This is a genomic window from Capnocytophaga sp. HP1101, assembly GCF_054772415.1.
In genome coordinates, this window is the sequence record NZ_BPUU01000009.1 from 325,188 (window position 1) to 337,735 (window position 12,548).

Genomic DNA, 12,548 nt, shown 5'->3' on the forward strand with positions numbered 1-12,548 from the left:
TGATTATCTCATTTTTAATTGTACAACAACTAAAAACTATCTTTAACATTGAATTATCAAGAAACACTTTCGTGGATGTTCAACCGTTTGCCAATGTTTCAAACACAAGGTAAAACCGCTTTGAACAACAAATTAGATAATATCCTCGCCTTTACTTCGTTCTTAGGAAACCCTCAAACAAAATTCAAAAGTTTACATATTGCAGGCACGAACGGAAAGGGTTCTTCCAGCAGTATGCTCGCATCTATCCTACAAGAGGCAGGTTATAAGGTAGGATTATACACCTCTCCACACCTCAAAGACTTCCGTGAGCGTATCAAAATCAATGGAGAGGAAATACCTGAAGACTATGTGGTAAGTTTTATAGCTAAAAACAAGTCTTTTTTAGAAGAACACCACCTCTCATTCTTTGAAATGACCGTAGGAATGGCTTTTAATTATTTCGATGAAGAAAAAGTGGATATCGCTGTGATAGAAGTAGGCTTAGGAGGGCGTTTTGACTCCACTAATATTATCATTCCCGAAGTTTCACTCATTACTAACATTTCTAAAGACCATACTGATATTCTGGGAGATACTTTACCCAAAATAGCTTTTGAAAAAGCGGGTATCATCAAACGAAATGTGCCTGTAGTAATTAGTGAATACCAAGAAGAGACAGCTCCTGTATTTACAGCAAAAGCGAAAGAAATGAACGCTCCTATTATTTTTGCCAACAATCTACAAACTTCTCTTACAACCGACCTTCAAGGGGATTACCAAGAAAAAAATATCAAAGGAGTGATAGCCGTTACCGAATTGCTTATCCACCAAGGGTGGGATATTACTCCGGAGAATATTGCACAAGGACTTTTACACGTGGTACGCAATACAAATCTGAAAGGTCGTTGGCAAACCCTTGGCTCCTACCCTACTATCGTATGTGATACAGGACATAATGTGGGCGGACTTACTTATGTAATGCAACAACTTAAAAAGCAAACCTATACACATCTTCATATGGTTGTAGGTTTTGTAAAAGAAAAAGACGTAAATGGTGTTTTAGAGCTTTTCCCTAAAGAAGCTACTTATTACTTCTGTAGTCCTGCCATTGCAAGAGGACTGAATGTAAATTCATTAAAGGAAATTGCCACTGCAAAAGGACTCCAAGGCAATGCTTATCCTTCTGTACAAGAAGCCTTAAATGCCGCTAAGGCACAAGCACTTCCCACTGACTTTATCTTTGTGGGTGGGAGCACGTTTGTAGTTGCTGAAGTGGTGTAATTAAAACCCTAATATCATTTTTGCGATAAAAAAGTAAATCAAGATACCTAAAACATCATTGCTGGTAGTGATAAACGGTCCCGTAGCGACAGCGGGGTCAATACCGCGCTTGTGAAGGAGAATCGGGATAAAAGTACCTATTACAGCAGCATTTACAATCACTGTAACAAGGGCTATGGCTACCGTAATACTTACTAAATACTCAGCTTGAAAAGCAAAATGGCTTACTAATATCACTATTCCTGCAATAGTTCCTCCGTTGATGAGCCCCAATAGGAATTCCTTAAACAATCGTCTGATAATTTCACCATCAATAGAGTTATTTGCCAACCCTTGTACTATTATCGCCGATGATTGTACTCCCACATTTCCTGCAGTAGCCTGAATAAGCGGTATAAATATCAATAATATAGGGTAAACCATCATCGTATCCTGAAAACCATTGATAATACTCGCTGCACCTAAGCCTCCAAACATTCCAATAAGCAACCAAGGCAAACGCGCTTTGGTAAGTTTCCATACATTATCATCTGCTTCTACATCATTGGTGATACCGGCAGCCAACTGATAGTCTTTTTCAGCTTCTTCTTTAATCACGTCCACTACGTCATCAATGGTAATGCGCCCCACAAGGCGTTTCATCTCATCAACTACGGGAATTGCCTCTAAGTCATACTTACTCATTATGTGAGCTACCTCTTCGGCTGTATCAGTAACGTATACGTAGTCTACTTTTGGAATATAAATGTCTTTCACTTCTGAACGTGTGGAAGTAGTAAGCAAATCTTTAAGTGACAATCGTCCTTTAAGCACATCATTATCATCTACCACATAAATAGAATGTACTCGTGTAACATAAGCTGCTTGTTCACGCATTTCTTTTACGCATTTTAGCACATTCCAATTCTCATTTACCTTTACAAGTTCTTTCGCCATTAGTCCCCCCGCAGTATGTTCGTCATAACGAAGTAATTCTACGATGTCTTTGGCGTGTTCTACGTCTGTAATATGAGAAATTACCTCTGTTTTACGTTCTTCAGGCAGTTCAGCAATAATATCCACCGCATCATCGGTGTCAAGCTCTATGATTTCATCGGCAATTTCTTTTGCAGAAAGGTTTTTTAAGATATTTTCACGGTAATCATCGTCTAATTCTGTGAGTACATCTGATGTTTTCTCAGCATCAATGAGACGAATGATGTATACCCCCTCTTCAATATCCAATTCGTGAATGATTTCAGCTATATCGGCATAGTGTAAATCATTTAAGAGGGTGGTAAGTTCTTTATTTTGCTTTTCCTCAATGAGTTGTTTAATTTTCTCAATGAGTTCATCGGTTATCTTAAACGTTGCCATAGTTAATTATCTCCCTTATGTAACATTTTTGTTATTTTCACAAACTCTTGCCAAGGTAATTGCTCAGGACGTTTATCAAATATAGGGTCTTGTTTTAAATTTTCATCTGTAAGTAGTGGTTTTAGGCTATTACGAAGAGTTTTTCGCCGTTGATTGAAAGCCATTTTCACTACGGTAAAGAATAAAGCCTCATCACAATCTAAATGGAAATCAGTTTTTCGTACTAATCGTATGACACCACTCTTTACTTTGGGCGGAGGATTAAAAACACCCTCCGAAACTGTGAATAAATAGCTTGCATCATAAAAAGTTTGCACTAAAACAGATAAAATACCATACGTTTTACTGCCTTCGTGCTCGCATATACGTTCGGCAACCTCTTTCTGAAACATTCCGCTAAACTCAGGAACGTATTCTCGCAGTTCAAGTAGTTTAAAAACGATTTGAGTAGATATATTATAAGGAAAATTACCTATAATAGCAAAGGGTTCGGCTAAATACCCCGCTACATCATATTTCAAAAAGTCATCGGCGATGATTTTTCCTCTTAATGCAGGATAATTTGCCTCTAAATAAGCTACCGATTCCTTATCAATTTCTACTATGTGCACATCAACGTCTTTTTTGAGCAAGAACTGAGTGAGTACGCCCATTCCAGCTCCTATTTCTACCACTTTTTTATATCCTTTTAGCGATAGCGTATCGGCTATTTTTTGTGCAATGTTTAAATCTTTTAAGAAATGTTGCCCTAAATGCTTTTTTGCTTTTACTAATTCCATTTATATACCTTTCAGCGAGGCTTTTAGTTGTTCTTTTGCAGAAGTATCGACTTTATTTCCTCATAATGGTCAGTTCCTACCAAAAACACCTTCTTTCTGTCCTTAGACACTATCCTGATTGCCTTATTATATTTCGTATTATAGATGATACCTGACGAAGTATAGCGTATCCCGATGCCATAATACCAAGGAATATCTATTAATTGTAACGTAGATACATCTATTTCATCAAAAGTCATTCGCCTGCTGAGTATACCAACACCAAATGAAGCTACAATACCTTTATCGTCAATTACAGTAGTAAGTTTATAGAATACAACTACTAAAATAGCTACTAATAATGCAATTATTGCCCAACCTTCTTTGCTCTGATAGCCTGAAAAAGCTATAATTCCTATAAAAAGAGCTAAAATAGACAGTAATATGTAAGAAAATTGCGTTTCTTTAAATTTTATAGCTGTTTTCATAATATACATTCTTGTGCAATTTAAAAATACACAGAAGCCACACCCCAATTGTTACTAATAATGTCATATGAAAAAGAATAATTTTTAAATTTGGTGAGGATGGAGGGCTTCTGTGCTAAAATGTGTATATAATTGCGTTACAACTAACTCTTTACGAGTTTACCAATGCTTTCAAGCAGTTGCGGACGGTCAGAAAGGGCTATCTTGGCTACTTCGTAGAATTCCTTTACCCATTTGTTCATCGCCTCAAAGGCTTTGTTTTTATCCTGGGTAGCTTGCTGGTCGATACCACGTAATTTTACGTATTCCGCACGCAATTCTTCCACTTTCACAATGGCTGAAAGCTGTTCATCGGCGATGGCTTCTGTAAGTTTGAACCTGTCGAGGGATGCCCGCTGAGTAGTAGTGGCTTTAATGCCCTCGTAAAGCTTTTTCGTGATGGCTAAACCTTCCAGATAATCGCGCGACATCGTTCCTTTTAATCCAAATGATACCAGCGCTTCGGGAGATGCTTTTAACGCTACTTTTGCGACCTTACGATGCTCTTTATATTTGTCGTTCATCGCTTTATAAGCCTTTTCAAACAAGGCTCTTTTCTCTACCGTTTGGCTTGTTTTTGCCAAATTGTCGTTATAAGCAGCTTGTGCTTTGTCATAAAGCGCTTTACCTATTTTCATAGCCTCTTCATTGTATTGATATTCCTCTAACTGAGCTTTCAATTCGGCTATTTCGCTGTAATTGGTAAATAACAAACGTCTGTTTTCAAGTGTTTTTAATTCTGTGCTCTTTTCCTTCATAATATTACATATTTTAAAAGGTTATTTATTTAGTTGAAAAATGTTAATTTTTTATGAATTATATTCATTTTTATACCGCAAAAATCCTGCCAAATAACACATTGTCAGGTATTGTTTATGTTAGTAAAAATATATTTTTTATAGACATACAATATAGGTTTAAAATAAGACGATAACCTGTTACATTACTTTCGTTTGTAGTTACAGTAGCTTATTTTAATGTTGCAATACACTTTATACTTATTACTTAATTTCGTTATAATATTACTTTATTATCTTTTATGTTTACTTTATTTTGTTTTACTATTGAAACAGTTTCTTTTTGCGTTACAAATAGATAAAATGCGCTATCAGCTTCTTACTTTTCGGAGTAACAAGATTGCTAAGGTAAGGAAAATAAGGTTAGGCAAAAGGACTGCCATTAATGGTGATAAGCCTCCTGAGGTTTGAGCGAGAGTTCCAAACACACGGTCGAAGAAGACGAAGCTAAAGCCTACGACTACCCCCACCATTAGGTTGATTCCCATTCCTCCACGCTTTTTTACTGATGAAACTGCCACTCCTATGAGCGTAAGGATAAAGGCGGTGCTTATAGCACCCCAACGGCGGTATTTTACCAATAGATACATATTTAAATTAGGTGACCCTTTCATCTTTTCGCGTTCAATGAACTTATTCAGCTCAAACAAGTTCTTATTTTCGGCTGTATATTCCATCGGCATTAGGTCATCGGGTTTGAAATTGAATATCGTGTCTAACTGGTCGCGTTTCACTATCATATCGTCACCCTCCCCTATCGTTCTTTTGGAATACCCTGTAAGCCGATAGGTTTTCGTACTGTCTATCCACTGAATCGTTTCGGCATTTATCTTTTGTGTCATCTTAATATCGTCAAAATGTTCTACCGAAAAATTATACCCTTTTTTATCTTCGTAATTAAATGAACTTACATACAGATAATCATTGTCAGAAAACTGATTATAAAGGTCAGAAACACTTTTCACTTCGCCCGAACGGATATATCTATTCCAAAAATCGTTATAAATAGTGCTGGCAGCGGGTACAATAAACATTCCCATAAAGAACACTATCACCGAAATGACACTCGCACCCACGATATACGGACGCAAAAAGCGCATATACGATACACCTGAGCTTTGGATAGCGATTATCTCAGTATTATTGGCTAACTTTGACGTAAACCAGATGATAGAGAGGAATAGCAAGATGGGAAACAATATATTGGCAAAATAAACGATAAAACTGAGGTAATACCACAGTATTTCGTTCATCGGGGCGTTCTTTTGTATCATCTTATCTACTTTTTCAGATAAATCTACGATAATTCCGATAGGAATAAAGAGAATTATCATCATAAAGAAGGTAAGAAGATAGCGTTTTAAGATGTACCAGTCGAGTATTTTCATTTTTTTGTTTTTTTAAACCTCCCCTATCCCCCTCCGAAAGGGGAATTGGCAACGCAAAAGCGTTTTTATCAGAAGTATATTAATTAATTTTGTTTGTTTAAAGGCGATTTGACATATCAGCAACCATTTTTGTCTTCCACTGAAGGAAAGTACCCGCTACAATTTGACGGCGAGCTTCCCTCACAAGCCATAAATAGAAACCAAGATTGTGAATTGAAGCGATTTGTTTGCCCAAAAACTCGTTAGCAGCGAATAAATGACGCAAATAGGCTTTCGTATAGTATGTATCTACGTAAGTATGCCCGTCAGGGTCTATGGGCGAGAAATCATCTTCCCATTTTTTGTTTTTAATATTGATTATTCCCTTTGCAGTAAAGAGCATTCCGTTGCGAGCATTGCGCGTGGGCATTACACAATCCATCATATCCACTCCCAAAGCAATATTTTCCAATATATTAACGGGTGTACCCACTCCCATAAGGTATCTGGGCTTGTCTTTAGGAAGAATATCGCATACAAGTTCAGTCATTTCATACATTTGTTCTACGGGTTCACCTACTGATAGTCCCCCGATAGCATTACCATCAGCATTTTTGCTTGCAATATATTCGGCAGATTGTGTACGAAGGTCTTTATAGACTGACCCTTGTACTATCGGGAATAAACTTTGATGATAACCGTATTTAGGAGGTACTTTTTCAAGATGAGCAATGCATCTATCAAGCCACCTATGCGTCATATGCATTGAACGTTTGGCATAACCGTATTCACAAGGGTAAGGCGTGCATTCATCAAAAGCCATCATAATATCAGCACCTATACTGCGTTCTATTTCCATTACTTTTTCGGGTGAAAAGAAGTGAAAAGAGCCATCGATATGGCTTTTGAACTTTACACCTTCTTCTTTTATCTTTCGGTTAGCAGCCAATGAATATACTTGATACCCACCGCTATCGGTAAGTATGTTTCTATCCCAATTAATAAACTTATGTAAGCCTCCTGCTTTTTCCAAAATGGGTGTTTGAGGTCGTAAATAAAGGTGATAGGTGTTCCCCAAGATGATATCGGCATTAATATCGTCTTTCAGTTCGCGTTGGTGCACTCCTTTCACGCTCCCCACCGTTCCCACAGGCATAAAAATGGGAGTTTCAATTACGCCGTGAGCAGTAGTAATCTTTCCGGCACGTGCTTTAGTATGTTCGTCTGTTTTTAGTATTTCAAAATCCATAGTTGAAACGTTTTCGGGCGCAAAGGTAGGGAAGAATTAGCAAATTAGCAAATTAGGAACGTTAGCAAATAGGCTAATATTTCTTTCAGAATAACTGAGTAAAGGCGTAAATGGCTAAACCTACTAATCCACCTACCAAAGTGCCATTGATACGGATAAATTGAAGGTCTTTTCCTACTTCTAATTCTAGTTTTTCGCTCAATTCGCGTCCCTCCCAGTTCTCCACCGTTTGACTGATGAGTTTGCCTACTTCCTCTTTGTTTTTTAGCACAAACTGATAGGCAGTTTTCTGTACCCAAGCGTCTATTTGGTGTTGCAAGTGAGTATTTTTGCGGAGTTCATCGGTGAGGCGCTCCGTAGCGGTGCGTAATAGCTTTGCAAGATGTTGTTCCCACTCAGGAGTATTGAGTTTTTCGGCAAATTCATACAATTGCGCTGTAATTTCAGCCCTGATAGGGTGTGTTTCATCTTCTGAAGCTTTCACAACTAATTGGTAGAGCCCATTACTCACCTTCCGAGTAATCGTATCTTTAATAAAATATGGAACAAGAGGAGGAAATTGGCTGTCAATTTCCTGTTGCACCAGCTCTTGATGTTCGGCGAGATAAGTAGCTACCTTTTCAAAAGCTTTCCGAAGAAATTTCTGATGTTTGTGCTCGTCTAAAAAAGTGGTGAATACTTCACTTGCCTTTGCATTGAGAGGAATTCCTTTTACAAAAGATTCTATTTTAGATGGAGTACTTTCTTTTGATAGCCACTCAACTATAAATGATGATACTTTAATATCAATAATGTAAGGACGTATTTGCTTTGGTTTTAAAAAGTTTTGTACTACAAAATCACCTAAGTTTTCACCTATGTCTTTCTTTCGTTCTTCAATGAGATTGGTATGTGGAATATTTAACCCTAAAGGTTTATGAAAGAGCGCTGTAACAGCAAACCAATCGGCAAGAGCTCCCACCATTGCAGCTTCGGCAAAAGCCTTTACATAACCTATAAAAGTGAGTTCAGGAGCTCTTTTGTGTGCTATCACCATTGCTATGTAAATGATGAACATCAAAACAAAGAGCCCTGTAGCAATATTCTTGTGACGTTGCAGTTTTTGGCTTTTGGAACTGTTCATAAATTCTCGGTTTTTATGGTGCAAAGGTACGAAGAAATGTGCGAAAAATAAAAAAGTTGAGTATATAAATTGTCAGATAGTAATTATTATCTATCTTTGCATCAGTTTATTCTAAATAGTAGTATTTTAAAACTTGTAATAAAGATGATGAAAAAGAACTTTTTAATAACATTAGCCGTAGTAATGATTGCTTTGCTTACTCTTTCATTTGTACAGCAAGCAACTGTTAAGAAATATAAATGCCTCATACAACTTACCAATTACAAAGGCGAAGGAGCTTATGTAGTAGTTTCGCTCATTAATCCTGAAGGTAAATATGAGCAAACATTACAAATTCTTGGCGATGACCCTGAATGGTATGATGACCTCACTCAATGGTGGAAGTTTTACGGTAAACGCGAGACAATTGATGGGATTACGGGAGCTACCATTAGTGGTGGAGAACGCACTGTAAAAATACTTACAATTGATGAAAGCAAACTGAACAAGGGTTACAAAATACGTTTTGAAACTGTTGTTGAAGATGAGTATTACTATGCTAAAGATGCTGAAGTGGATTTTAAAACCGAGAGCCTTAACACTAAAGTTGAAGGTAAAGGATATATCCGTTATGTGAGATTAATGCCTAACGATTGACAATCACCTTAAAGAAACTATGAGTAAAGAAGCTATTTTAGACCGGTTATGGGCATTAGAAGACTCTCCTTATAGAGATTTTACAGCGAACTTGATTCCTACTGTGGAGAAATCTCGCATTATAGGGGTTAGAACTCCTGCAATGCGAGCGTTGGCTAAGGAATTGGTAAAGCATTACCCTACAGAAGCGATGAGTTTCTTAGAAAAGTTGCCTCATTATTATTATGAGGAGAATAACCTACACGGTTTTATCATTGAACAGTTACAAGATTTTGATAAAGCGATACAATATACAGAGCGGTTCCTCCCTTATATTGATAATTGGGCTACTTGCGATACTTTTGTTCCTAAAATCTTCTTGAAATACCCTGATGAGACGTTAAAACACATCAAACAGTGGATTACAAGTAAAGAAACCTATACAGTACGTTATGGAATTGGCTTGTTATTGTCTAATTATTTAGATACTCATTTTAAAGAAGAATATCTGGAGTGGGTAGCAGGAATTACATCAGATGAATACTACATAAATATGATGATAGCGTGGTATTTTGCAACTGCTTTGGCAAAACAATACGAAGCAACAATCCCTTACATAGAATCTAAGGCGCTTTCTCCTTTTGTTCAGAACAAGAGTATACAAAAAGCAAGAGAGAGTCGTCGTATTTCCGAAGATACTAAGAAATATTTGTTACAGTTTAAGCTCTAATCTTCTTCTCTTTCAAAAAAACTAAATACACTCCCCCCATATTTCTTTGCTTGTGAGAAAAAAGGCATTTCTGATAAATCTGTTTTTGAAGAATGTTCAATAATGAGCATTCCGCTTTCAGTAAGTAGGTTTTGAGTGAAAACTATATCAGCAATAGCAGTGAATTTTTCAATCGGGAAATCATACGGAGGGTCAGCAAAGATAACGTCAAACTGCTGAGTAGTGCGTTTTAAATATTCATATACATCAGTTCTAAGTGCAGTAATAGGATAGACTAATTCACGTGCTATTTTATTGATAAATTGCACGCAACCGCTATGGCTATCAACTGATAATACTGAGGGACAACCTCTGCTTGCAAACTCATAACTAATATTTCCCGTACCTGCAAAAAGGTCGAGTACAGAAAGTTCTTCAAAATAATAATAGTTATTGAGTATATTAAATAGTGCTTCCTTAGCGAAATCGGTAGTAGGGCGCACGGGCAATTTACTGGGTGCTATAAGCTGTTTTCCTTTGTTCTTCCCTGATATTATTCTCATAAATCCACTTGTTTATTAAACGCTTTCACTTACTGCTAAGCTCTGTTTTACCTCGTTCATAGCCTCTTGAGTGTCGGCAATCACGATGAGCACATCACCGCTTTCTATTTTGGTAGAACCATTAGGCGTGATATAAGTGCCTCCGCGTTGTATCATTGCAATGATCGCATTTTTGGGAAAATCCAAATCTACAATCTCAGAGTGTACTATGGCACAGCTATCGCCAATAGGGATTTCTTGCATCACTGCTTTAGGGTGTTCCTTTACAATAGCATCTACAGGATTTTCGGCGTTTTCTTCTTGAGTTTCGGAAGCCATTCCTAACCACTTGGCTACTACTGATAGACTCGTACCCTGAATGAGCACCGAAGTTACCGAAATGAAGAACACTATATTAAAAATAGTATGTGCTTTGTCCTTATCGTCCAAGAACAACAGCGGATAGGTAGCAAATACAATAGGCACAGCACCGCGCAAGCCTACCCACGAAATGTACAAACGTCGTGCAAACTTCATCTTAAACGGACTCGTACTGAGGAACACGCTTAGCGGACGTGCTACCACTATCAAGAAACCCGATATGAGTAATCCAATACCTGCCAATGGAATAATGTCTTTAGGATTTACCAAGAGCCCCAAGGTGAGGAACAGCACGATTTGCATCAGCCACGCCAAACCGTCGAACATTTTTAATACACTGCCTTTGTGGATAAAACTGTGGTTACCCAAGTACACTGCACATACGTAAATTGCTAAAAATCCGTTACCTTTCAGGGCTTCAGTAGCCGAGAAAGTGAGGTACATCAACGCAATTGCTAACACAGGGTACAGTCCTTCAAAACCTAAGTGAATACGATTGAATATGAGTTTGCTGAGTTTTCCAAAGGCAAACCCCAACACGCCTCCTAAGATAATCTGAGTAAAGAAAGTAAGAATCACCATTGGGATACTCTCTTGTGGGTTCATCACCAGTCCCAAGAAAGCCGTGGTAAGCACGTAGGCCATAGGGTCGTTACTACCACTCTCAAACTCCAAGGTAGGACGCAAGTTGTACTTTAAGTCTAAGTTTTTAGATCGGAGAATAGAGAATACAGCAGCAGCATCGGTAGAGGAGACAATTGCCCCCAGCAAAAGACTCTCATAAATGGTAAAATCGGTAACATAGAACACAAAGAGCCCCAAGAATACGGCTGTGAGCAGCACCCCGAGGGTAGAGAGCACTATGCCTTGATAGAGAATAGGCTTTACTGACTTCCATCGTGTTTCTAAACCTCCTGAGAACAAGATAAAGTTCAAGGAGATAATACCGATAAACTGCGCTAAGCTGGGATCGTTAAACTGTATTTTAAGTATCCCATCACTACCAGCCAACATTCCCACCCCTAAGAATAACAAAAGGGTGGGAACGCCGAATTTAAAGGAGGTTTTTCCTACTACCAAACTAATCAGCAGTAGCAATGAACCTATTAATAATATATTTTCAGAGGTTAAACTCATAGGCTACTCTTCTGCTTCTTTCATCGTGTGGTAAACGTTCTGCACGTCCTCGTCCTCTTCTATTTTTTCGAGAAGTTTCTCAACGTCAGCTTGTTCTTCAGGGGTGAGTTCTTTGGTTACCTGCGGAATGCGCTCAAATCCTGAAGAAAGGATTTCTATACCGCGACTCTCCAATTCTTTTTGTATCGCCCCAAAGCTCTCAAAAGGTGCGTAAATTAAGATGCCGTCTTCATCTACAAACACTTCTTCTGCCCCAAAATCTATCATCTCGAGTTCCAACTCTTCTGGGTCAATACCTGCTGCATTGATGCGGAAGTTACAAGTGTGGTCAAACATAAACTCTACTGAACCCGAAGTTCCTAAAGTACCATTGCACTTGTTAAAATAACTACGGATATTTGCTACGGTACGATTGTTATTGTCGGTAGCCGTTTCAATCAGCAGGGCAATACCGTGAGGGGCATAGCCTTCAAAAAGGACTTCCTTATAGTTAGCGGTATCTTTTTCACTCGCCTTTTTAATGGCGCGCTCAATATTTTCTTTGGGCATATTGGCGGCTTTGGCATTCTGTATCACGGCGCGTAAGCGTGAGTTGCTCTCAGGGTGAGGTCCCCCCTCTTTCACTGCCATTACGATGTCTTTCCCTATACGGGTAAATGTCTTTGCCATTGCTGCCCAACGTTTAAATTTACGGGCTTTTCTAAATTCAAATGCTCTTCCCATT

General features: G+C 38.1%; 13 protein-coding genes. 3 read left to right on the forward strand and 10 right to left on the reverse strand.

Annotated features, from left to right (window positions below; all coding sequences use genetic code 11):
- The first annotated feature begins 48 nt into the window (after nucleotides 1-48).
- Nucleotides 49-1,263, forward strand: coding sequence for a bifunctional folylpolyglutamate synthase/dihydrofolate synthase (locus RCZ04_RS07435; RefSeq protein ID WP_460485385.1), 1,215 nt, complete (start codon nucleotides 49-51; stop codon nucleotides 1,261-1,263).
- Here RCZ04_RS07435 and mgtE read toward each other — a convergent pair whose 3' ends face one another.
- The 7 genes from mgtE to RCZ04_RS07470 all read right to left on the reverse strand — a co-directional run bounded on the left by mgtE (nucleotide 1,264) and on the right by RCZ04_RS07470 (nucleotide 8,440).
- Nucleotides 1,264-2,619 carry a magnesium transporter gene (mgtE, locus tag RCZ04_RS07440; protein WP_460485386.1) on the reverse strand — a complete coding sequence of 452 codons (1,356 nt, stop codon included), beginning with the start codon at nucleotides 2,617-2,619 and terminating at the stop codon, nucleotides 1,264-1,266.
- 2 nt (nucleotides 2,620-2,621) lie between these two features.
- Nucleotides 2,622-3,398 carry a ribosomal RNA small subunit methyltransferase A gene (gene rsmA / locus RCZ04_RS07445; RefSeq protein WP_460485387.1) on the reverse strand — a complete coding sequence of 259 codons (777 nt, stop codon included), beginning with the start codon at nucleotides 3,396-3,398 and terminating at the stop codon, nucleotides 2,622-2,624.
- 23 nt (nucleotides 3,399-3,421) lie between these two features.
- Nucleotides 3,422-3,865 carry a hypothetical protein gene (locus RCZ04_RS07450; RefSeq protein WP_460485388.1) on the reverse strand — a complete coding sequence of 148 codons (444 nt, stop codon included), beginning with the start codon at nucleotides 3,863-3,865 and terminating at the stop codon, nucleotides 3,422-3,424.
- A 143-nt stretch (nucleotides 3,866-4,008) separates the two neighbouring features.
- Nucleotides 4,009-4,662, reverse strand: a complete 654-nt coding sequence (locus RCZ04_RS07455; protein WP_460485389.1) for a PQLLE family protein — start codon at nucleotides 4,660-4,662, stop codon at nucleotides 4,009-4,011.
- Between the two features lie 350 nt (nucleotides 4,663-5,012).
- Nucleotides 5,013-6,089 (reverse strand): LptF/LptG family permease, encoded by a 1,077-nt coding sequence (locus tag RCZ04_RS07460; protein WP_460485390.1) that lies wholly within the window; start codon nucleotides 6,087-6,089, stop codon nucleotides 5,013-5,015.
- Nucleotides 6,090-6,186: 97 nt separating this feature from the next.
- On the reverse strand, nucleotides 6,187-7,317 hold the full coding sequence (gene tgt, locus RCZ04_RS07465) for a tRNA guanosine(34) transglycosylase Tgt (RefSeq protein WP_460485391.1): 1,131 nt from the start codon (nucleotides 7,315-7,317) through the stop codon (nucleotides 6,187-6,189).
- An 85-nt stretch (nucleotides 7,318-7,402) separates the two neighbouring features.
- Nucleotides 7,403-8,440 carry a DUF445 domain-containing protein gene (locus tag RCZ04_RS07470; protein WP_460485392.1) on the reverse strand — a complete coding sequence of 346 codons (1,038 nt, stop codon included), beginning with the start codon at nucleotides 8,438-8,440 and terminating at the stop codon, nucleotides 7,403-7,405.
- A 144-nt stretch (nucleotides 8,441-8,584) separates the two neighbouring features.
- On the opposite strand from RCZ04_RS07470, the gene RCZ04_RS07475 reads away from it, so the two are divergent.
- Together RCZ04_RS07475 and RCZ04_RS07480 are read left to right on the forward strand one after the other, a co-directional pair.
- A complete protein-coding gene (locus tag RCZ04_RS07475) occupies nucleotides 8,585-9,076 on the forward strand; it encodes a DUF2271 domain-containing protein (RefSeq protein WP_460485393.1) in 492 nt (163 codons plus the stop codon).
- A gap of 19 nt (nucleotides 9,077-9,095) precedes the next feature.
- Nucleotides 9,096-9,785: a DNA alkylation repair protein gene (locus tag RCZ04_RS07480; protein WP_460485394.1), complete on the forward strand. Its 690-nt coding sequence runs from the start codon at nucleotides 9,096-9,098 to the stop codon at nucleotides 9,783-9,785.
- Here RCZ04_RS07480 and RCZ04_RS07485 read toward each other — a convergent pair.
- The 3 genes from RCZ04_RS07485 to RCZ04_RS07495 are packed head-to-tail and all read right to left on the reverse strand — an operon-like array spanning nucleotide 9,782 to nucleotide 12,547.
- The gene (locus RCZ04_RS07485; protein WP_460485395.1) at nucleotides 9,782-10,327 is read right to left on the reverse strand and encodes an RsmD family RNA methyltransferase; all 546 of its coding nucleotides are present in this window, start codon (nucleotides 10,325-10,327) and stop codon (nucleotides 9,782-9,784) included. The genes RCZ04_RS07480 and RCZ04_RS07485 overlap by 4 nt on opposite strands.
- A gap of 15 nt (nucleotides 10,328-10,342) precedes the next feature.
- On the reverse strand, nucleotides 10,343-11,824 hold the full coding sequence (locus RCZ04_RS07490; protein ID WP_460485397.1) for a potassium/proton antiporter: 1,482 nt from the start codon (nucleotides 11,822-11,824) through the stop codon (nucleotides 10,343-10,345).
- A 3-nt stretch (nucleotides 11,825-11,827) separates the two neighbouring features.
- Nucleotides 11,828-12,547 (reverse strand): YebC/PmpR family DNA-binding transcriptional regulator, encoded by a 720-nt coding sequence (locus tag RCZ04_RS07495; RefSeq protein WP_460485398.1) that lies wholly within the window; start codon nucleotides 12,545-12,547, stop codon nucleotides 11,828-11,830.
- Nucleotide 12,548: the final 1 nt, after the last annotated feature.